The following is a 21167-nucleotide window of genomic DNA, read 5'->3' as shown; positions in this document are numbered from 1 at the left end:
GAAATCAGGAGATTTCTTTTGATTTATTGGGCACGAATGATGCTATCGCTTAACATTCGTGCCAGTGCTATTTCTACAAATTTATAGCGCAAGAGTTAAGCGACAGCGTCTCTTGTGCTTTAAAGATCTTAAGAAGTCTCTGACTTCTAGGTTAATAATGATGTAGTAATATTTACAATTCAAAAACAGAAACTGAATTGACAATATCTCCACCAAGGAATAACAAACCATCTTTCTCAATAATTGCCCCTGCCTCTTCTACTACTTTCCCTTCCTCATCTGTAAACACTCTAATAATTTCTCCTTGATCCGAGACTTCCATTACTAATCCATATTTTTCAGGTTTCGGTTTCATAAAATCAGGCATCGCAAAAACCATTTGCTTCATCCAAGGTTTCGGGTGGATATTGTCTAATTGTTGATTTCTTTTTGTCGTAAAACCTAACCAGTAATTGCCATTCGAACTCTGTTTCAGGTTGTTCGGGAAACCCGGTAAATTATCTAAGAACACCTCCGATTGTCCTTTCTTTTCACCTTTAATCCAATATCTTAATATTCTGTATTTTGAGGTTTCTGAGACTAGAATAGATTGCTCATCCTTGCTGAGTACAAGACCATTTCCGAAATAATTTCCTGATGATATAACTTCCGTTTTCTTTGTTTTGGGATCGAAACAATACACTCCTCCATCTGGCTTCATTTCTAAAATAAGCTGATTGATAGTTGCAATAGAAGTCTCCATGTGCGAGGAAAGATTATTAAAATAGATTTTTCCATCTTGTGCAATATCAAGCCCTGAACCCATCAATATCGGTTTCCCATCAGGAGTTTGGGTCAATAAGGTATCAAAAGAGTGATCCGCATTGATTTTCAACAAGCCCACTCCATTCATCAATAGAATCATTTCGTTATTGGCATTAAAATGCATTCCAGTGACCCATTTATCAGTCTTGATATACTCTTCTACATTCAATAAAGAATCGATTTTTAGGATAGCTCCTCCTGTAAAATCATCATTACTGTTATGGGTTCCACAATACAAATTACCTTCTTGGTCCATCGCAAAATCTTCTGCTCCTGAAAAGCCTAAAAGTGATACCGTCCTGGAGTCGGTAAGTTGGTTTGTTGATGGTAATGTGCTAATATCAACTTCTGTTGCTGTTGGCGTCCATTTATTGGGGTGAATCGCACAACTTGAAAGGAGAAAGTTGAATAATAGGATAGAATAAAATGGTAATGCTTTCATAGTACTTTTTGATTTTTAGTGTACCACAAAAGTGACCAACAAGGATTAGTGAAACATTTACATATGTAATTTTAATCCAGATTGCTTTTCAATATACCCTTTCGAATTCTGCTTAATTGAGTAGCAGAAATTCCTAAATAGGATGCAATATGATATTGAGGGATTTGCTGTTCTAAATTTGGAAATTCTTTTTGAAAAATTACATAACGTTCCTCACCTTCCAACAATCCCATTTCTAATTCCTTTTTTTCTTTTTCTAAAAAATAATGTTCCGCAATTTTCCTCCCTAGCTTCTCTAAGGCGTGATGTTTTGAATACAAAGCTTCAATATCTTTGTATTCTGCTTCAAGAATTTCACAATCCGTCAATGCTTGCTGAGGAATCAAATTGGGAGTATTGGTTAAAAGCGATGTATAAGGACCAATCAACGATGGCCCTACAAAAAACTGCTTATTGTATTCTTTGCCTTCCTCATTCAAATAAAATGCACGTATCACTCCATTCATCAAAAAACCAACCTTATGAGCATATTCTCCTTTTTGTGAAAAGAAATCATTTTTCTCCAATGAACGCACACTAAAACATGCAAACAATTCCGACAAAACATCTTCTTTGAGATCACTACTGATTTGCTGACAATAACTAAAAAAATCCTTTTTCATAAATAGCAATTAGAACCAATTGGGAGGTAAAAATAAACTATTTTTTGAAAAAGGATTTTATCTCAATACTAAGAATGTATTAAACGATCTCTTCAATCGAAGATACATATTCAATATTCAGTTTATCGATAACAAGATCTTTATACTTCTCTTCTATTTGTGCCCTGCCCGCTTTTACTGATGCTTCAAACCAAGGTAAATTTTGAGGAAGAATTTTTACATGATTGACTAATCCATACTCTTCAAACATTTCTCTTTTCCAAAACACAAAATACCATTCCATTGAAGGCTGATGAAATACTCTAAGGCTTTGTTTATCGAACAGGAACTTGTCTACTTGATCAAACAGTGAGAAGTTTAAGGTGATAAAATGAAAGACTTTTTTAAAATCCTCAATTGGAATATATTCTTGTAGTGCTTCACATACTAACAGGTTTTTCTCTTGAATAAAGTAGACTTTTGTGTATTCATCCTTGTAAAGGCAGTCAAAAAGAGTATTTCTTGTTGTTTTTAATTCACTTGGGGTAGTTACCATGATAAGATTTTTAAAAGATTATAGTTTTATTCCCATTACCAAAACATCATCCGTTTGTACTTTGTTCCCTCTCCATTTTTCAAAAGTGAGGTCAATGATTTTCTGTTGTTTTTCTATTGGGTAGTCGGCAATTTTTAACAAAAGGTTCTTAAAATTTTTCCTTTTAAACTTTTCATTATTTTGTCCACCAAACTGATCAATGATACCATCAGTAGACAAATAAATCATATCTCCCTGTTCAAATTCTAATTGATGATTTATCAACTTTTCTTGTCTTTTGGAAAACTCCCCAATGGAATAGGAAGCCCCTTTGTATTCTTCAATAGTTTGAGAAGAAACATGATATAGTCTTTGATGAGTTGATGAAAAGTAAATTTTATTAGACGATTTCTCTTTCATACAAAAAGTGATATCCAAACCGTCCTGAATTTTCTTTACACCTTCATTCTTGTTCAAATAATAAAAAAGACGTTCATCCAATTTCTTTAATAAAATATCTGCACGGTTGCTTTTATTTTCCTTTAAAATTGACTCCAATAATGAGTTAACTATCAAAGTCAAAAAAGCCCCAGGAACACCATGTCCAGTACAATCAATCACTGCCAAATAGTTGAAGCGATCATCTTCGTCTGCATAATAGAAGTCGCCACTCACCACATCTTTTGGTTTGTAAAGCACAAAGGAATCAGGATACAAACGATGTACTTTCTGATCTGATGGAAGTATTTTCTGTTGGATGCGTTGAGCATAGTTGATGCTTTGCTGTACCCTTTTATTTACTTTATCAATCTCATCCTTGGCTTCGGTTAGTTTCTCATTCGCATCTTGAAGAAAACCGATGGTCATTTCAGTCATTTGCTTTTGCGACTCGTATTTCTCCTCTAATTTCCGAAGTTGTTCAGTTAAATCTTTTACACTGTTTTCATTGATACTGGTAGTCTGCATAAGTCAGAATTTTAAATGTACAGATTAGTAACTGACTTTTGGTGAATTTTGTTTAAACAAACATCGTCAAAATCAAGCTTTAGACAACAAAAAAGTCATTCCCAGTAATTTGAGAATGACTTCCTTGTTGATGTTAGTGAATTACTACATCGCATATTCAATGATTGGCTTAATGAAAGTAAGCTTACCATTTTTATATTTTAAAAGATCTTTACGTCCACGTCCTAAAGCTGTTCCTTCATAATCTGCTAAGATTAATTTCTTCTTACCCGCTTTTTTTACAGATAAAGTTATAAACTTAAAAGGAGAATCTTCAGGAGTGATGATGATTGAATCTTTTCCTGCTTCAATTTTTTTCTTGATAAAAGACAGATATGGATATAAGTAATCACCTTCATCTAATCTTTTCTTTTGCATGTATTGTCTAGTTTTGATAACGATTCCTGTAGTTATCGCAGCGCCGGCAGCAATAGCAGTAACTAGTGTTGTTGCTTGTCTTCTTTTCATGGTTTTTAAAAATATTATAGTTTCCTAACAAATAATATTACGTCTTTCAGTAATAATTAGTTTTGTGATTAAGTTTTATTTTATGTTAAGTACTATGACAAAAGTATATAACACTAATTCATATTATTTTTGGCTTAGTACTTCAACAGAAATTGTACATTTATAAGATGCCCCAACTTCTTGTTTATAAAAAAAGGTATCAATATTAACTACTGATACCTTATATAATTTTATCCTATAACAATTTAACCTTTTATTGCTTCAGAACCAACTCTATTGACTAACTCTTCACCTTTTTCAAAGGCAGTTAAGTTACCAAGCGTCACTCTTGCAATTTGAGTCAAGGCTGTATCCGTGAAAAAGGCTTGGTGACCTGTTACTAATACGTTAGGGAATGACATCAAATTCAACATTTTTTCATCTCTGATCAATGTTTCTGATAAGTCTCTGAAGAATAATTTTTCTTCTTGCTCATACACGTCAATACCAAGGTATCCTAAGTGACCTTTTGATAACGCACGAATAGCTGATTCTGTATCAATTAAACGACCTCTTGAAGTGTTGATCAACATCGCTCCTTTTTTCATTCTCCAAATAGAATGATCATTGATGATATGATGTGTTTGAGGCGTCAATGGACAGTGCAATGAGATAATATCAGAATTTTCTAACAACTCATTTAATGTCACATATTCTAAAATACCTTCCTTTTCAAATTCTTTGTTAGGGTATAAATCAAAGCCCACTACTTTACAACCCATACCTTTCATGATTCTAGCGAAAATCTGACCGATTTTACCAGTACCAATCACACCAACAGTTTTACCGTAAATATCAAATCCCGTTAATCTGTCTAAAGAGAAATTACCTTCACGAACACGGTTGTAGGCTTTGTGTGTTTTTCTATTTAATGTAAGAATTAATGCTAATGTATGCTCTGCAACTGCATAAGGAGAATAAGCTGGTACTCTTAATACTTCAATACCTTGCTTCTCTGCCTCAATCAAGTCAACGTTATTAAAACCAGCACAACGTAATGCAATTACTTTGATACCAAATTCACCTAACATTTTAACTGTTTCTGTATCTACTACATCATTCACAAATACACATACAGCATCAAATCCTCTTGCTAGTGGGGCAGTCTTCACTCTTAAGCGGGATTCAAAGAAAACTAATTCGTGTGTAGTATTTACTCCTTCAAGTTTAAAAAACTCTTTATCGTATGATTTTGTACCAAAGACAGCAACTTTCATATTAATCTTATTTTATAAGTGAATTTTTATATGTAATAGTTATTACTTTACCATAGGGAACAAATAAAGTACCACGGTGAAGTAATTGATACAATTTACATTATTATTGGAAAACAAAATAGGACTTTTGACAACTCCCTTTCGTTGAAATGACACTTTAAAACTTTGTTATCAGCAATTTACAATCAAGATCAAAAAGGATATGTTTAGTATTCAACTATTTACAATAGTGTCCAAAAGGCCCTTTATCACCTTTATTTTTTTGTGAATAAAGGTGAAATTTTCAATTTAAAAAGTGATCGGCATTCCACTTTTCACCAACTTCCCAACAGATTGCTCTGGAATATTCAAGACAATACCACACATGTAAGCGTGAGCATAGAGCTCGTTATCTAAAATGCTTGGCTGTAACTCCTTTCGTTTATTTAAAAATGCTTTTTGAAAACCTTTCATGGCTTCACCTGTAATAGAGTCTCTTGTAGGTACAGGACAACGCTCACAAGGCTTATACCCTCTCAATTCAGTACCATTGATGAAGAACGACCTCGGTTCACTTTTAGAAGGTCCCATCAAGTTATCTTCTCCAAAAGCAGTTTCGTTATCTATAATAAAGTTCATTCTCATTCTTCGCTCCACCTCATCAACAGGTAAATCAAACCACTCACCCACTTTCTCCAAAGTCTGTATCGAAACCAACGATGCTCCTACATTTCCTCCACTATGGTCTGGAAAACCCGTCTTGGCATTTTCTAATACATAAACTTCCTCTTCAAAATAGTCGGACAAATACTGATTCATTTGTGTATAATCTCCTTCAAGCACAAATGAACCGATTCCAACTTTAGCACTTGACATCTCTACTCTGAGATCTTCCAAGTCGTATTTTGTTCTTAGTTTATGGATTGTAGGGTATTTTTTTCCGTTGACGGTTCTACCATCACTTTTGCGGTGAATCCCCCATCTTCTATCCCATTTTAACGTTGCTCCTTCAGAGATTTCAACCTCATCCAATACTATTGAGTCCAATGATTTAATTGGAAATACATTTATTTTCTTTAATTCCATAAGGCATTTTTCTATTTTTTTGCCCAAATAAGGGCTTTTTCATTAAAAAACGTAAAATAATACGTATTTCATGAATCCTATTTCTATTCAATAACGTTTAATACAAAAACGTATTTCACTTTTAAACCTAAAGCCATGAAGCATTTAATTCTAAAGAAGGAAATCCAACTTGGTAAAGTTATGGCAGTTCCTGAAACAACAAAAATGCCGTTAACATTAAGTGAATTGGTCAACTACATGAGTTTTCCAACAAACAAATTCGCACTATTGGCCTTAAGCCAGCTATTCAAGGATAAAGATAAATTTATTCAGCAGAATTTTAATACAAAATTCAGTGCAGATCAACTTTTAGTTGAAGCAGGATATTCCTTCAAGCACGAAGCAGATAAGGATACTCAAAAGTATCTTGAGGAGGTAGAAGAAGCTTGGACAGATTTCCTTAGAAAAATGAAAAGTGCATTAATGAATGTACGCTATCGTTTTCTAGAACAGAGAGTAGACATTAATCCCTCAAAACTATATCAATAAATAAATTGTGACTTGCTTGTTTTCAAAAAAAAGGTTGTCTGATTATAAAAAATCAAGGCGACCTTTTTTTATTGGTCGCCTGTTGATGATGATTTGATTTCTAAATGATTTTATGCTGCTCTATGTTTTTCTCTTATTGTTTTCAATGTATAGTTAAAATCCTTTTTTGAATGAATTTCCGGCATTTTCTCAAACAATATATAAAACTCTGAATCTGACATTTCGGTAATTTCTTCGTTGATTTTACCAAGGTATTGAGCATACAACTTCGCACTCTCCGTAAGTTCTACCAATGCTTGTTGATCAACGCAAGTATAGTTTTCTGATTTGTAAAGCGGTTCCATCCATGTATTACCATTTCTTTGAAGAAAGAACTCGAAATTAATAGTACAAGAATCATTAAATTTCGCTGATACAGTTTTAGTGATAAGTATATTCATAGTAGTAGAGTTTTAAGCTTTTTATTTTTTTGCGGAATACAAAATTGACGGTTATGTAATATCACAATACAAAAAGCTGTTTTCACATTGTTATTGTATATATATTACACAATTAATAGACGTAATACCCTACCCTTTGTTCTTAGAAAATTACTATATTCGATTTTATTGACATCTATTTTCTAGCATTTACAAATAAGGTTCATAAAGTAGCTTTTTGTACCCTATGAACCTTTTTCATCTATTGACATTAGACGATGTTTTATTTTGTAAACCCTATGATCATCACATCATCCACTTGTTCTTCATCTTGCTTCCAGCTTTCAAATTGTGTTTTCATAAACTGTTTTTGGTCTTTAATTGGAAGAGAAGAACAAGCTTCAAGAATCTTTCTGAAATTAGGGCTTTTCAATTTTTTACCTTTTGGACCTCCAAACTGATCCGCATAGCCATCAGAATAAATAAAGAACATCTTCTGCGATGTATACTCGAAGGTATGTGTCTCGCATGTTGAGAAAGTTGAAACACCACCTACACCTCTTGACGTACCTTTGATGATCTGATGCTTATTGTTGTCTACAATGGTCATAGACATCCCTGCCCCTGCATATTGGACAGTATTATTCTCATTATCGATCAAACAAACAGATACATCCATTCCGTCCATATTTCCAGATTTTTTCTGTCTTAATATACTTGACAAACGAGCATGTAATTCCTCTAGAATCTTAGAAGGGTAATAGATTTTTTGAGAGTCAACAATATATTCCAAGGCTGTCTCTCCTACCATACTCATAAAGCCACCTGGTACACCATGACCTGTACAATCGGCTGCAATCAAGATTCCTTTTGAGTTATCTATATTTTTAAACCAGTAGAAATCACCTGAAACAATATCCCTTGGTTCAAAATAAACAAAAGAGTTAGGCAAAAATGTTTTGACATGTGCCCAGCTTGGTAGAATAGCCTTCTGAATGCCTTTTGCATAATTGATGCTATCCATTATATCTTGAGACTTTGCTTGAAGTAAGTTATTGATACGGTGAATCTCTTTAGATTGCAATTCCAATTCTGATTTTTGGATATGCAATGTATGGTTAATCACCTTCTTATTTTTATTTTCTTTGTATAGGTAGTAGATAAAGAAACTCAAAATGATGATCAAAATAAAAGAACCAAACATAATGATGGTATGTCGTTCAATTATTATTTGATTAATCTCTTGATCTTTTTTCAGTATTTCATTTTCCTTTTCTCTTTGAGCAACTAAATACCTTACGTTTATTTCAGCCAATTTTAATCGTATTTCCTCATTGAAAATAGAGTCTTTATAGTTTTCAATCAGGTCGTCATATTCTAATGCTTTCTTGTATCTTCCCTTTGCTCTTTCTATTGTCTTTAACTCTAAAAAGGCATTTAATGCCATGTGCTTAGCTCTAATATTGACAGAAATATTCGCTGCTTTCTCTGCTAGTTCTTTCGCTTTATCATAATTTGCTTGATTTCTGTAGATTCTAGCCATATCAATTAAGGTACCGACCATTGTATCGGCATCTTCATTGTTTTTTTGATTTAAGTCTAATGAAAGTTTTAGGTATCTTAATGCCTCTTCATATTGACCTGTTTCAGCATAGACTGTCCCCATATCGGAGTAAGTCACGATCTGACCATACAAGTCATTTTCTTTTTTTCTTAAATCTAATGCCTCATTAAAACTATCTACAGCTTTTTTGAAGAGCTCAGTCGCAAAATAAACCCTGCCATAGTTCGTCAATACATAACCAAGCATTCGTTTATCTTTTAATTGTTTACTGATTACCTCTGCCAGTTCAAGATGAATAATAGCTTCATTATAATTATGCTGATAGATGTTGACACTTGCAATGTTGATATGGGCATACCCTTCATCTTCCAAAGATTGAATGGTCGTCGACTTTTCTAATGCTTGCATAAACAAGTTCATTGCATTCTGGTACTCCCCTCTATTTCTCAATGCAATACCTCCATAACTTATTGCACGGATTTCATATTTTTCAAACTGATTTTGTTTACTTAAATCTTCCGCAATTTTGGCATATAAATAAGCATTATCAGGTGATACGTTTCGGTACAACCAAGCTAATTGCAAAGCCGTTCCGATTCTGACAGAATCAGAAGTTTCCTTACTTTCAAACACAGTCAATAAGCTGTCAAACTGAGGGATTTTATCCACTGTTTTTGGGTATGAAAAACATAAAGTTGAAATAAGTACAAAAGATACAGTAAAGAAAGTTTTCATTTAGAATAGCCTAAAGACACCACACCAAAAATTGAATGTTAGCATCAAAAAATTAACAGATAAAAAAAGATGAAAATAGATCAAATTACTAATTCAAAATCAGCACATTATTACTATTTCCGATCACATTGTACACAATCATTTATGATATTGATTGAGCACTTAAAAATAAATAAAATAACATTACCCCAAAACAAAAGCCCAATATTAGTACTAATATTGGGCTTATATAGAAGAACTAAAGCGTTTTATGGCTTTAATCCTTAAGTATTATTGTCAAAGACTAACCTTTTCTTTCGATTGCTTTTTTAGCTGCCGCAACAACGTCATTTGCAGTTAATCCATATTTCTCCATTAATTGAGCAGGAGTACCTGATTCACCAAATGTATCATTTACTGCTACGAATTCTTGTGGAGCTAATAAGTTTCTAGTTAAGCAAGCTGATACGCTTTCGCCTAAACCACCTGCAATTTGGTGCTCTTCAGCTGTCACTACACAACCTGTTTTACCTACTGACTTCAAGATTGCCTCTTCGTCCAATGGCTTAATGGTGTGAATGTTGATAATTTCAGCAGAGATACCTTCTTCTGCTAATTTCTCACCTGCTTGAATAGCTTCCCAAACTAAGTGACCTGTTGCTACGATAGTAACATCAGTCCCTTCGTTTAACATTACCGCTTTTCCAATTTCGAATTCACCTTCTGGCATGAAAACAGGAATTGACGGACGTCCGAAACGTAAGTATACAGGACCATCATGTTTCGCTGCTGCGATTGTAGCTGCCTTTGTTTGGTTGTAATCACAAGTGTTAATTACAGTCATGTTTGGCAACATTTTCATCATACCAATGTCTTCTAAAACTTGGTGAGTTGCTCCATCTTCTCCTAAAGTTAGACCTGAGTGAGAAGCGGCAATTTTAACGTTCTTTCCAGAGTAAGCGATTGATTGACGGATCTGATCGTAAACACGGCTTGTTGAGAAATTGGCGAAAGTACCCGTGAAAGGAATTTTACCACCAATTGTCATACCTGCTGCTACGTTGATCATGTTTGCTTCAGCGATACCCATTTGAAAGAATCTCTCAGGGAAATCATTTTTGAATGCATCCATTTTTAGAGAACCTGTTAAGTCAGCACATAATGCTACTACATCCTCGTTCGTTTTACCTAGCTCATGTAAGCCCGCACCAAATCCTGAGCGCGTATCTTTTTTCTCTGTGTATGTATACTTCTTCATTTTAATGTTTGAAGCGATTTATGATTCTTTCAAATAAATTCGGATACAAATCTAAGGTTTGTCTTTAATCGGACAAAATTATTTCGACTACAAAAGCGTATATTGTGAAAATGTTGCATAATGAGACGTTCAGAACCCCTATTAACCCTCTATTTTTTGAGGAAAAGATTAATTTTGATAGTACTATTTTAAGTATAGGGTCTTGCTTTGCCCAAAATATTGGCCAACGACTTCAAGAAAATAGGTTCAATATCACTATTAATCCTTACGGAGTACTTTACAACCCAGTAAGTATTTTTGATAATTTATTTCAGGCTTTTACCGATCATAAAAAAGTGGATGAACAGATGATCATTGAAAACGAAGATATTTTCAAACACTTCAATTTTCATTCGGATATCTCTGGGTTAAATCAAAAGGACTTAATTGATCAAATCAAAAGTATTCAACAATCCACACACAACATTTTACAGAAAGTGGATTTTCTCATTATTACTTTGGGAACTTCTTTTGTTTTTAAGCATAATGAGCACCAACAATTAGTGGCTAACTGTCATAAAGTCCCATCAAAACAGTTTACGCAAGAATTATTAGAAGTAGACCAAATGATGGAGAAGTTTAATGAGCTTCTAACTCTACTTCCTCAAAGTTGCAAAGTCATTTTTACAGTCTCTCCAATTCGGCATTTCAGAAATGGATTAGTAGATAATAGTCTAAGTAAATCCATCTTGAGATACTTCACTCATCTAGTAACCTCAAAATATGAAAACTGTTTCTATTTCCCTGCCTATGAAATAATGTTAGATGAATTGAGAGATTATCGTTTTTATACTGATGACCTTGTTCACCCATCAAAATTGGCCCAAGACTATATTTGGTCTTATTTTGATCAGGCCTTAATTCATGAAAAAACCCATTCAACAAGACAAAAATTAGATAAAGTACTCAAAGGTTTAAATCACAAACCTTTCAATCCTCAAAGTACACCACATCAAAAGTTTCTTCAAAAATTACTAAATATAAGTCAGTCCATAAAAGAGGTCAATGTTAAGGATTTGATAACTGAAATTGAACAAAGAATCAATTAAATAAGTCGGTTAAAAATAATTCACAATTGATATTTTTATATTATTCAAATAGTGACCTCTTTTGGGGCTAATATTTTAATAACATGTTTACACTACCTAACATGTTGACTACAATCCAATATAATTTCTAAAGAATACTATTTAAATGAACATCAAAAAATTACTGATCACCTCCGTCCTTATGGGGACGAGTATACTGAGTGCTTTTGCTCAGTTTACAGAAGACAAACCCAAAGTTGTTGTAGGAATTATTGTTGATCAAATGAAGTACGATTATATCTCAAGATATTGGGATAGCTTTGGACAAGATGGTTTTAAGAAACTAGTCAACGATGGTTATAACGTCAGAAACGGCCAATACAATTACGCCCCAACGGTAACCGGGCCAGGTCATGCTTCTGTTTATTCGGGTACTTCACCTGCGTACCACTCTATTGTCAATAATAATTTCTATGATAGAGAATTACGTAAATCAGTCTATTGTGTAGATGACAAGAGATACCAAACAGTAGGATCTGACAGTAAGAATGGGCAAAAATCACCTTATCGTCTTGCGGTAACTAACTTATCAGATGAATTGAAATGGGCGAGTAATTTCAGATCAAAAGTGATCAGTGTTTCTATTAAAGATAGATCTGCTGTTCTTCCTGCTGGGCATAAAGCAGATGCCGCTTATTGGTTAGATGAAAAGAATGGTAATTGGATTACTTCTTCTTTTTACATTGATCAATTGCCAGATTGGGTAACAGCTTTAAATGAAGGTAAAAACCGACCTATCGATCAATATATGAAATCTGATTGGACACTTTCTTTGCCTATCGAAGAATACACTGCTTCAACAGAAGATGATACACCTTACGAATCTTTGTTTCCTGGAAAAGACAAACCGACTTTCCCTTACAGTATCAAAAAAGCAGTAGTAGCTGATAGAGTAAGAGCAAAGACTGGTAAAAAATACGATATCATTAAAGGCACTCCTTATGGTAATACTATTGTAACTGAAATGGCAATGAGTGTTATTGATAATGAAAATATGGGTCAGGATAACTTCACTGATTTACTTGCAGTAAGCTACTCTTCTACCGATTATGCAGGTCACGCTTATGGTCCTCAATCTATTGAAGTACAGGATATGTATATCAAACTAGATCAGGAAATTGCCACTTTAATTAATCATTTAGATCAAAAAGTTGGTAAAGGCCAATATGTTATTTTCTTAACTGCCGATCACGCTGGAGCTCAAAACGCTGCATTTATGCGTGATAGAATGAATTTTGAAGCAAAAAACATTAAGAGTAAAGAAGATACCGAATACATTGAAAAGGCTTTAAATGCACGATTCGGCGAAGGTAAATATGTTGCTTCCAACTACTCTGGTCAACTTTATTTGGATAGAGAATTCATTAAAGAAAAAGGGCTTGACTTAGAAGAAGTTCAAAAAGCAACAGCTGAAGCATTTATGGAATTACCACAATATACTCATGCTTTGTTAGGTAAAGATTTAGAACGCAATGAGTATTCTCAAGGATATAAAGGTTTAATTTACAATGCTTTTAATCCTAGATTCTCGCCAGATGTATTTGGTGTTCTAAGATCACATTATGTAGATTACGGACCTGCAGGTACTACACACTTTTCTCCTTATAAATATGACACTCATGTTCCTATTTTATTCTATGGTTGGAATATTAAAGCTGGAGAAACACATGCACCTCACACTGTAACAGAGATCGCACCAACAATTTGTTCATTCTTGAATATGAACTATCCTTCCGGTTGTTACTCTAATCCTATTTTGATTCCTTTGAAGTAAATTACAAATTGATTTATAATAAAAAGGCTACAAGGTCGATAACCTTGTAGCCTTTTTATTATTGATTAGCTATCTCTTTTAATTCAACAATAGATAGCCCTGTCCCTTTCAGCCTGTTCTTGTATAGGGAAACTAGAATAATGAATTGTTCTATCCTTGAAAAATTTCTGAGAAGCTCTCTGCAATTCAACAATAAACTTTTCACCTTTCTAATTCTCACAATATAAATCATAAATAGCCTTATGGTCTGTATCATTTTTTGGAAGATGTTCAGTTGACTTATAAGTCAAATCTTAATTTGATCTTCCGCAGGTAATACAGCATTTAAAAAAATTGATAAGAATATCCTTATTAGATTCTTCACCAAATATCTTCTTAAAACCGAAATCCGTAAAAGGATTTATATAGCGTGAATTACACATGTTTATTGAATAAAGATACTATTTTAAAAGTATTGAACTTCAACAAGAATTAAAAAATGGCTACCAGATTTTTAAACTAATAGCCATTTTTATATATAATAATTTAGAAAGGAGGATCATTTGACGGAGGAGGTGCCCCACCATCGTTATCTCTATTCAATTTTGATGGAAGCGTCTGAAACTCTTGTCCTCCATCATCCCCACCTTCATTAAAATCGATATCTGGAGGCATGGCATTCATTTGATCAAAAGTGACTTCGCCTGGCATATTACCACCTGCTTCTGGAAGACTTGATGGAATAGCAGGAGCGCCAGCAAAACCACCGTGCATACCTGACATCATATCTTCAGTTGACATAAACGATCCGTCCTCCCAATCTGCAAACTTGGTGTACTGACCAATAAATTTCAAGCGAACATTTTCCAAGCCACCACTACGGTTTTTAGAAATGATCACCTCACCCATACCTTTTGTTGAATTGCCTTCTTCATCCTCATCTAAACCGTAATATTCAGGACGGTATAAGAACATTACCATATCGGCATCTTGCTCAATCGATCCTGATTCACGAAGATCGGAAAGCTGTGGTCTCTTATCTCCTCCTCTGGTTTCTACGGCACGACTCAACTGAGAAAGGGCTATTACAGGCACATTTAGTTCCTTTGCAATTTGTTTCAACGATCGAGAAATAAAGGCAATTTCCTGTTCACGGTTACCCTTCGATTTACTATCACCTCCACTCATCAGCTGAAGGTAATCAATCACAATCATTTGGATATCATGTTGTGCTTTTAACCTTCTACATTTGGCTCTTAATTCAAGTACCGTAAGTGCTGGCGTATCATCAATATAGATTGGTGCTGAAGACAAACTAGATGTTTTATCTACTAGACGTCTCCACTCCTCATCCGTCAGATTACCTTTCTTCAATTTCTCACTTTCCAACTCTGCTTCAGCGGAAACCAAACGTTTTACCAACTGTGCTGCAGACATCTCCAGAGAGAAAATTGCGGTAGGTTTTCCAAAACCAACGGATGCGTTTCTACAAGCTGATAAAATAAAAGCTGTTTTACCCATCGCTGGACGAGCCGCAATAATGATCAAATCAGAAGGCTGCCACCCTGAAGTAACCCTATCAAGGTTCGTAAATCCAGAAGGAACACCTGTAAAATCATTATCATTGTCTCTTAGTTCTTCCAGTTCATGGAAAACCTCCTTCACTACTTCATTCATGCCCATGTAGTTTTTACGTACATTTTCTTCTGACACTTCAAAAAGTGAGGTTTCCATCTTATCTAAAAGATCAAAAACATCAGTGGTATCCTCATATGCTTTTACTTGAATCTCATTTGAAACGTTGATCAGTTTTCTTTTGATCGAATATTCCTGTAAAATACGTGCATAGTGAAGAACATTGGCAGAAGAGGTTACACTTTGTGTAAGACGAGCTATATAACTTACTCCCCCTACTTTCTCTAACTCCCCTGATTTTCTAAGTTCTGTCACAATCGTCATATGATCAACAGGTTCACTTCTGTTGAAAATCCCTACGATTGCATTATATATATATTGATGTGCTTCTCTATCAAAAGTATCCGTCTTCAGCACCTCAATTACTTCATTGAGGGCTTCCTTCTCTAAAATTAATGCACCCAAGGTCACACGTTCCAACTCGTGGTCACATGGTCTTTTTTTAGCATTCATTAATTCTAGACCTACATTGTCTGGTTTATTTTGATTAAAAGCAGATTGAATTAAACTACTTTTACTACTAGACTTCTCCATGGGTACAAAATTAAGGAGATTTATTCTAAAATTTAGGTTTTATTCGAATAGATCTTCAAATAAGTGTCATATCGTATACTAAATTATTGATCTTAAAAAGATTCCTATAACAACTTGTTTATGCCCTATACAATATTTCAATAATCAAATACGGATTATCATTATTTCTAGATGAACAAATTAGATGTTATTTATAAAGATTTACAATATGATGGATTGATTTCAATATGAATAGTAGTCTATTCGTCAAAATTTAATAAATTTGCACTTCAAAAGTAAAAGAAGGGCTTCCTTTTTATGTTTACTTTGAATACATCATATTATTTGAATTATTTTATTCTACAATAGATATACATGAGAGTTCATTTTATTGCAATAGGTGGAAGCATTATGCACAACCTAGCAATCACATTACAGCAAAAAGGTTACAACGTGAGTGGTTCTGATGATCACATATATGAACCTGCATATTCTAACCTTAAGGAATTCGATTTACTTCCTGCTGAAATGGGATGGCACCCTGAAAAAATTACAAACGATATCAACGCTGTAATTTTGGGTATGCACGCTCAAAAAGACAATCCAGAATTAGTAAAAGCTAAACAATTAGGACTTAATATTTATTCTTTCCCTGAATATATCTACTCTCAGACTAAGAATAAGCAACGTGTTGTTGTGGCTGGAAGTCATGGTAAGACGTCTGTAACATCAATGATCATTCATGTTCTTAACTATTGGAATATCGAATGTGATTATCTTGTAGGAGCTGCGTTGAAAGGTGTAGAAAGACCTGTAAAAATTACAGATAGTGCTCCTGTTGTAATCCTAGAAGGTGACGAATACTTATCTTCTCCATTGGATTCAAAACCTAAGTTTTTAAATTATCATCATCATATTGGAGTTATCACTGGCATAGCATGGGATCACGTAAACGTATATCCTAAATATGAAGATTATGAAAAACAATTTGAGTTATTCGTAGAAAATTCTCCAAAAGCAGGTGTAATTATTTACAGTGCTGATGATAAAGTTTTAAAGAAATTAGTCAAAAGACTCGATATATCAGGCGATGTTGACGTTATCCCTTACGACAAATTAAAGTCGAAGGTAAAAGATGGCAAAACAATTATCACTGCAGGACATGTAAACACTGAAACGAAAGTATTTGGTGATCATAATTTGCAAAACATGTCTGCTGCAATGGAAGTGTGTAAGCGTCTTAATGTAAGCAAGGATGAATTCATCGAAGCGATTGCTTCTTTTGAGGGAGCTGCACTAAGAATGCAATTACTCAAAGAGACTCCTAATACAAAAGTATTTAGAGACTTTGCACATTCACCGTCAAAAGTTCAAGCCACTGTACATGCCGTAGCAAAGCAATATTCTAAAGAAAAGCTTGTAGCTTGTTTGGAATTACATACCTTTAGTAGTCTTACTTCTTCTTTCTTAACAGAGTATGAAAAAACACTCAAGGAAGCGGATATTCCTTTGGTCTATTTTAACCCTAAAGTAGTAGAAAACAAAGGTCTAAGTTCAATCACGAAAGAAGATGTTTTCAACGCTTTCAAACAAAAAAATGTAGAAGTTTTTACAGATGAGAAAGCTCTTCAAAAAAGATTATTAGAGATTGACTGGAATAAGAAGAACCTATTGCTAATGTCTTCTGGACAATTCAACAAAATGCCAATTGATGAGCTAGTGGAAGAAATTACTAAATAGTACTTCTCACTACCAATAATAATACAAGGCGTTGGGTTGATTTCAATTCGAAAATACAACCTGACGCCTTATTTTTTAAAGACCTATGAAAACAAATATTTCACTCCTACCTTACCACACATTTGGTGCTAAAGTAAATGCTGATTTCTTTACGACTTTTTCAAATAAAGAAGAATTAACTACTATCCTTGATCAAAAACCTAATGATCAAAACTTCATTATCCTTGGAGGTGGAAGCAATATACTTTTCACTCAAGATTTCCATGGTTTAATCATTAAAAATGAAATTAGCGGCTTTGATGTCATCTCTGAAGATGATAATCATATTACATTAAAAATTGGTGCCGGTGAAAATTGGCATGATACGGTAATGCAAACAGTAGAAAAAGGTTGGCAGGGCATTGAAAACCTTGCTTTAATTCCTGGAACCGTTGGTGCAAGTCCTATACAAAATATTGGTGCCTATGGCGTTGAAGTAAAAGATGTAATACAAAAAGTCGAGTTTTATCATTTTGATAAAAAAGAGACATTTGAATATAGCAATCAGGAATGTGCTTTTGGATATAGAAATAGTATTTTCAAAAATGAGTTGAAAGGAAAAATTGCCGTTCTCTCTATCACTATTAAGCTCAATAAAAATTGGCACTTCAATACAAGTTATGGTGCTATTGAAGACGAAATTAAGCATCAAGGTATCGAAAACCTTACTCCTCTTGATTTAGCTAATGTGATCATCAAGATTCGTGAATCAAAATTACCAGATCCTAAAGAAATTGGTAATTGTGGTAGTTTCTTCAAGAATCCCGTTCTTCCAAAAAAGGATGCCTTAAAAATCATTGAAAAATACCCGGAAGCACCTCATTATATTGTAGGTGAAGAAGCAATTAAGATACCTGCAGGGTGGTTGATTCAAACCGCTGGATGGAAAGGAAAATCTTTAGGAAATGTAGGAACATATCCTAAACAAGCATTGGTACTCGTCAACAATGGTGGAGCAACAGGTGAAGAAGCTTGGGCTCTAGCACTTCAAATTCAAAAAGATGTAAAAACGCAATTTGGTATCAGCATCGAACCTGAAGTGAATATACTATAGATGAGACCCATAATATCCAAAATATTACCGGCCTTTGGTGTTATTCTCTTTATTTTGCTAATGGGAACAGTTGGTTTTATGGCTACATCAAGTACCCCTGTAGACCCAATTGATGCATTCTTTATGACTGCAATTACTATCACAACCATTGGCTATGGTGAAGTAATCCCATTAGACAATAATCCCGTTGGAAGATTTTTTGCTATTTTTATAGCATTCAGCGGAATCGGTACTTTTACTTATATTGCCACTTCTTTGTCGGCTTTCTTTTTGGAAGGACACATACAGGAGGAGTTTATCAAAAGAAGAAGTTTACGTATGATCAACAAACTAGACAAACATCTTATCATTTGCGGTTTAGGAAGAGTTGGACTTAAAATCGCTGAAGAGTTAGATAAAAAAGAAAAAGCTTTTGTGTTTATTGAAAGCGACAATCAAGTTTATCTAAAACATAGAAAAGTATATAAACATGCTTACGGTATTGTGGGTGATTGTACCGTTGATGATACATTAATTTCAGCTGGAATTGAAAATGCAGAGGGTGTATTTGTCTGTACTAACGATGACAACATTAATCTAGTAACTACTCTTTCCTCACGGCAGCTCAACCCTACAGCTAGAATTGTTTCTGCTAATAAATTTCCTTCTTTCAAACAAAAACTAATTTCAGTGGGTGCAAACGAGGTAGTGTCTCCCCACTCCATTGGAGGTAGAAGAATGGCAATGGAAATGCTTCGCCCTACCATCACTACTTTTATTGATGCCATTAGAAGAGAAAAAACCGACTTTTTCAGACTCGAAGAAATTCATGTCAACGAATCTTTCGCAGGTCAAAAACTTGAAGCCTTAGAAATCCACAATTTGCCTTCTACTCTTATTTTGGCCATCAGAAATAATGAAGATTGGCAATTTAAACCCGATGTTAATACAGTTCTTCAAAGTGAATCTGTATTGGTGATTATGACAAATTCGGAAGAAAAAGCGTATATTCAAGAACGCTTATCAAAAGTATAGATGAACTACAAGAAAATATTTTCAACAATTATTTTTATCTATCTTCTTATTTTTAGTTTTGCTGGAGTAGCTCAAGATAAAGATAGACCACAAACGCTCGCTCATTCTGATGAGGATGAAAACTTTATTACCCAAACTTCCAAAAAACAAATTCTAACAGGCTTTGGATATGGTCTTGGTTTCGCTTATCAAAATCGTAATTTGGGTTTTACAAATAGTAATATTTTAGTGGATGCCTTTGGTACTTTATACGCAGGATATTTCATTATAGATGAGCTAATGATTGGAGGGTTTGTGCATGGAGGGTTGAGAACTTTATCTTTTACTTACGATAATAAAAACATAGAAACTTTCATTGGCGGCGGCCCAAGAGTAAGAAAATACCTAAAAAATGGTATTTTTGGAGAGTTATCTTATGCGAGAAGTAAAACGCGTGTTACTTATACTGTTCAAGACAATACGGCAAAGTTTGATGGATATGGTAATGTATACGGTATAAGTCTTGGGTTTGGTAATTTTTGGACTCCAAGAATTTCTCTTGAGATTGTCCTCAATTACTTCTACATAGAAAGTCATTATGATATTTATACAGTACCTAATACTTCAAGCAATTTTAGTATTACAGCAAGTATCAGCTTTGCCACAAAGAAAAAACATAGAATTCAATGAAGCCAACATTTGGACTTTGTATATATAGTACCCTAGCGGTAAGAGGAGAAGCGGCACATTCATCAGAAATGACAACACAATTGTTATATGGCGAATTGTATAAAGTTTTATCCGTTGATGAAAAAGAAGAGTGGATCAAAATTAAAATGCTCAAGGATAATTATGAAGGTTGGATTACTTTCGGCCAACATAATGAAGTAGCTCCAGAATATGCTGAAAGGTATAGAAAAGAAGAGCACCCCGTCGTTACACGTTTGATCTACCCTATTTTTGACAATCAAAAAACCATACATTTATCAGTAGGATCAACATTGCCTTTTCATTATGAAAAATGTAACTCTATGCAATTAAAATATGCTCAATTGCATAGTGTATTACCTTCAAAAAATGAAGAGCACCCCATCACTACAGCGGAGAAATATATGGGAGTCCCTTATTTATGGGGAGGTCGCTCAATTTTTGGAATTGATTGTTCTGGTTTTGCTCAAACAGTCATGGGTGCACATGGTATTCTTCTGCCTAGAGATGCTTACCAACAAGCTGAAATCGGAACTAAAGTCTCTTTCTCCGATGCTAAAGCAGGTGACTTAGCGTATTTTAATAATGAAAAAGGGAGAATTACGCATGTTGGAATTGTTTCAGGAGAGGGTAAAATTATACATTCTTCCCATTTTGTAAGGGAAGACATTTTGAATATAAAAGGGATTTTTAGTAATCGAGAAGGCAAGCAGACCCACGAACTATCACATATTATGAGGGTTTCTAAAAGTCTTGTTTAAGTTTTTAGCATACTATTTTATTTGCTTCAAATCTAAAGTATTCATTAAAAACCTCTTACAAAACCTACAAATACCTTTTTTTCAG

19 protein-coding genes and 1 pseudogene are annotated in these 21167 nt (G+C 34.1%); 8 read left to right on the top strand and 12 right to left on the bottom strand.

The window, feature by feature from the left end; all coding sequences use genetic code 11:
* Window positions 1-172: 172 nt before the first annotated feature.
* From PL77_RS08050 to PL77_RS08020, 7 genes are all read right to left on the bottom strand, one after another.
* A complete protein-coding gene (locus PL77_RS08050; RefSeq protein WP_044203595.1) occupies window positions 173-1246 on the bottom strand; it encodes an SMP-30/gluconolactonase/LRE family protein in 1074 nt (357 codons plus the stop codon).
* Window positions 1247-1317: 71 nt separating this feature from the next.
* Window positions 1318-1908: a Crp/Fnr family transcriptional regulator gene (locus PL77_RS08045; protein WP_044203594.1), complete on the bottom strand. Its 591-nt coding sequence runs from the start codon at window positions 1906-1908 to the stop codon at window positions 1318-1320.
* Window positions 1909-1987: 79 nt separating this feature from the next.
* Window positions 1988-2443 (bottom strand): hypothetical protein, encoded by a 456-nt coding sequence (locus tag PL77_RS08040; RefSeq protein WP_044203592.1) that lies wholly within the window; start codon window positions 2441-2443, stop codon window positions 1988-1990.
* Between the two features lie 18 nt (window positions 2444-2461).
* Window positions 2462-3388, bottom strand: coding sequence for a PP2C family protein-serine/threonine phosphatase (locus tag PL77_RS08035; RefSeq protein ID WP_044203590.1), 927 nt, complete (start codon window positions 3386-3388; stop codon window positions 2462-2464).
* 144 nt (window positions 3389-3532) lie between these two features.
* Entirely contained in the window at window positions 3533-3895 is a 363-nt protein-coding gene (locus PL77_RS08030; RefSeq protein WP_044203587.1) for a hypothetical protein, read from the bottom strand.
* Window positions 3896-4140: 245 nt separating this feature from the next.
* The gene (locus PL77_RS08025; RefSeq protein ID WP_044203584.1) at window positions 4141-5151 is read right to left on the bottom strand and encodes a 2-hydroxyacid dehydrogenase; all 1011 of its coding nucleotides are present in this window, start codon (window positions 5149-5151) and stop codon (window positions 4141-4143) included.
* 288 nt (window positions 5152-5439) lie between these two features.
* Window positions 5440-6216, bottom strand: coding sequence for an MOSC domain-containing protein (locus tag PL77_RS08020; RefSeq protein ID WP_052444254.1), 777 nt, complete (start codon window positions 6214-6216; stop codon window positions 5440-5442).
* A gap of 135 nt (window positions 6217-6351) precedes the next feature.
* On the opposite strand from PL77_RS08020, the gene PL77_RS08015 reads away from it, so the two are divergent.
* A complete protein-coding gene (locus PL77_RS08015) occupies window positions 6352-6744 on the top strand; it encodes a hypothetical protein (RefSeq protein WP_044203582.1) in 393 nt (130 codons plus the stop codon).
* 110 nt (window positions 6745-6854) lie between these two features.
* Here the strand turns inward: PL77_RS08015 and PL77_RS08010 are convergent, their stop codons facing one another.
* The 3 genes from PL77_RS08010 to PL77_RS08000 form a co-directional block, all read right to left on the bottom strand.
* Window positions 6855-7184 carry a hypothetical protein gene (locus PL77_RS08010; protein ID WP_044203580.1) on the bottom strand — a complete coding sequence of 110 codons (330 nt, stop codon included), beginning with the start codon at window positions 7182-7184 and terminating at the stop codon, window positions 6855-6857.
* 262 nt (window positions 7185-7446) lie between these two features.
* Window positions 7447-9462 (bottom strand): tetratricopeptide repeat protein, encoded by a 2016-nt coding sequence (locus PL77_RS08005; RefSeq protein ID WP_044203577.1) that lies wholly within the window; start codon window positions 9460-9462, stop codon window positions 7447-7449.
* Between the two features lie 283 nt (window positions 9463-9745).
* Entirely contained in the window at window positions 9746-10699 is a 954-nt protein-coding gene (locus PL77_RS08000) for a transketolase family protein (protein WP_044203575.1), read from the bottom strand.
* A gap of 110 nt (window positions 10700-10809) precedes the next feature.
* On the opposite strand from PL77_RS08000, the gene PL77_RS07995 reads away from it, so the two are divergent.
* On the top strand, window positions 10810-11787 hold the full coding sequence (locus PL77_RS07995; RefSeq protein WP_044203573.1) for a GSCFA domain-containing protein: 978 nt from the start codon (window positions 10810-10812) through the stop codon (window positions 11785-11787).
* Between the two features lie 145 nt (window positions 11788-11932).
* Complete coding sequence (gene pafA / locus PL77_RS07990; RefSeq protein ID WP_052444253.1) at window positions 11933-13600, top strand: alkaline phosphatase PafA; 1668 nt, start codon at window positions 11933-11935, stop codon at window positions 13598-13600.
* Window positions 13601-13683: 83 nt separating this feature from the next.
* Here the strand turns inward: pafA and PL77_RS32380 are convergent.
* Window positions 13684-14022 (bottom strand): annotated as a pseudogene (locus PL77_RS32380) (PD-(D/E)XK nuclease family transposase).
* Between the two features lie 103 nt (window positions 14023-14125).
* On the bottom strand, window positions 14126-15808 hold the full coding sequence (gene dnaB, locus PL77_RS07985; RefSeq protein WP_082026450.1) for a replicative DNA helicase: 1683 nt from the start codon (window positions 15806-15808) through the stop codon (window positions 14126-14128).
* A 354-nt stretch (window positions 15809-16162) separates the two neighbouring features.
* Between dnaB and murC the strand changes: the two genes are divergently transcribed.
* The 5 genes from murC to PL77_RS07960 all read left to right on the top strand — a co-directional run bounded on the left by murC (window position 16163) and on the right by PL77_RS07960 (window position 21082).
* Complete coding sequence (gene murC / locus PL77_RS07980) at window positions 16163-17527, top strand: UDP-N-acetylmuramate--L-alanine ligase (RefSeq protein WP_044203571.1); 1365 nt, start codon at window positions 16163-16165, stop codon at window positions 17525-17527.
* Between the two features lie 85 nt (window positions 17528-17612).
* Window positions 17613-18620 (top strand): UDP-N-acetylmuramate dehydrogenase, encoded by a 1008-nt coding sequence (gene murB, locus PL77_RS07975; protein WP_044203569.1) that lies wholly within the window; start codon window positions 17613-17615, stop codon window positions 18618-18620.
* A complete protein-coding gene (locus tag PL77_RS07970; protein ID WP_082026449.1) occupies window positions 18621-19634 on the top strand; it encodes a TrkA family potassium uptake protein in 1014 nt (337 codons plus the stop codon).
* Window positions 19635-20303 (top strand): hypothetical protein, encoded by a 669-nt coding sequence (locus PL77_RS07965; RefSeq protein WP_044203566.1) that lies wholly within the window; start codon window positions 19635-19637, stop codon window positions 20301-20303.
* Window positions 20300-21082: a C40 family peptidase gene (locus PL77_RS07960; RefSeq protein WP_044203564.1), complete on the top strand. Its 783-nt coding sequence runs from the start codon at window positions 20300-20302 to the stop codon at window positions 21080-21082. Before PL77_RS07965 ends, PL77_RS07960 begins: the two co-directional genes overlap by 4 nt.
* Window positions 21083-21167 lie beyond the last annotated feature (85 nt).

Source organism: Flammeovirga sp. OC4 (assembly GCF_000812565.1).
Lineage (GTDB): Bacteria > Bacteroidota > Bacteroidia > Cytophagales > Flammeovirgaceae > Flammeovirga.
Note: the sequence above shows the minus strand (reverse complement) of the source record. Positions and strands in the feature narration are given on the sequence as shown.

What these genes read in the sequence shown, in the direction of transcription:
- PL77_RS07995 (WP_044203573.1), top strand. Translation starts at nt 10,810, where the DNA reads ATGTTGCATAATGAGACGTTCAGAACCCCTATTAACCCTCTATTTTTT.
- PL77_RS08010 (WP_044203580.1), bottom strand. Translation starts at nt 7,184, where the DNA reads ATGAATATACTTATCACTAAAACTGTATCAGCGAAATTTAATGATTCT.
- PL77_RS08040 (WP_044203592.1), bottom strand. Translation starts at nt 2,443, where the DNA reads ATGGTAACTACCCCAAGTGAATTAAAAACAACAAGAAATACTCTTTTT.
- PL77_RS08005 (WP_044203577.1), bottom strand. Translation starts at nt 9,462, where the DNA reads ATGAAAACTTTCTTTACTGTATCTTTTGTACTTATTTCAACTTTATGT.
- murB (WP_044203569.1), top strand. Translation starts at nt 17,613, where the DNA reads ATGAAAACAAATATTTCACTCCTACCTTACCACACATTTGGTGCTAAA.
- PL77_RS08000 (WP_044203575.1), bottom strand. Translation starts at nt 10,699, where the DNA reads ATGAAGAAGTATACATACACAGAGAAAAAAGATACGCGCTCAGGATTT.
- PL77_RS08030 (WP_044203587.1), bottom strand. Translation starts at nt 3,895, where the DNA reads ATGAAAAGAAGACAAGCAACAACACTAGTTACTGCTATTGCTGCCGGC.
- pafA (WP_052444253.1), top strand. Translation starts at nt 11,933, where the DNA reads ATGAACATCAAAAAATTACTGATCACCTCCGTCCTTATGGGGACGAGT.
- PL77_RS08045 (WP_044203594.1), bottom strand. Translation starts at nt 1,908, where the DNA reads ATGAAAAAGGATTTTTTTAGTTATTGTCAGCAAATCAGTAGTGATCTC.
- murC (WP_044203571.1), top strand. Translation starts at nt 16,163, where the DNA reads ATGAGAGTTCATTTTATTGCAATAGGTGGAAGCATTATGCACAACCTA.
- PL77_RS08020 (WP_052444254.1), bottom strand. Translation starts at nt 6,216, where the DNA reads ATGGAATTAAAGAAAATAAATGTATTTCCAATTAAATCATTGGACTCA.
- PL77_RS08025 (WP_044203584.1), bottom strand. Translation starts at nt 5,151, where the DNA reads ATGAAAGTTGCTGTCTTTGGTACAAAATCATACGATAAAGAGTTTTTT.
- dnaB (WP_082026450.1), bottom strand. Translation starts at nt 15,808, where the DNA reads ATGGAGAAGTCTAGTAGTAAAAGTAGTTTAATTCAATCTGCTTTTAAT.
- PL77_RS08050 (WP_044203595.1), bottom strand. Translation starts at nt 1,246, where the DNA reads ATGAAAGCATTACCATTTTATTCTATCCTATTATTCAACTTTCTCCTT.
- PL77_RS08015 (WP_044203582.1), top strand. Translation starts at nt 6,352, where the DNA reads ATGAAGCATTTAATTCTAAAGAAGGAAATCCAACTTGGTAAAGTTATG.
- PL77_RS07970 (WP_082026449.1), top strand. Translation starts at nt 18,621, where the DNA reads ATGAGACCCATAATATCCAAAATATTACCGGCCTTTGGTGTTATTCTC.
- PL77_RS07965 (WP_044203566.1), top strand. Translation starts at nt 19,635, where the DNA reads ATGAACTACAAGAAAATATTTTCAACAATTATTTTTATCTATCTTCTT.
- PL77_RS07960 (WP_044203564.1), top strand. Translation starts at nt 20,300, where the DNA reads ATGAAGCCAACATTTGGACTTTGTATATATAGTACCCTAGCGGTAAGA.
- PL77_RS08035 (WP_044203590.1), bottom strand. Translation starts at nt 3,388, where the DNA reads ATGCAGACTACCAGTATCAATGAAAACAGTGTAAAAGATTTAACTGAA.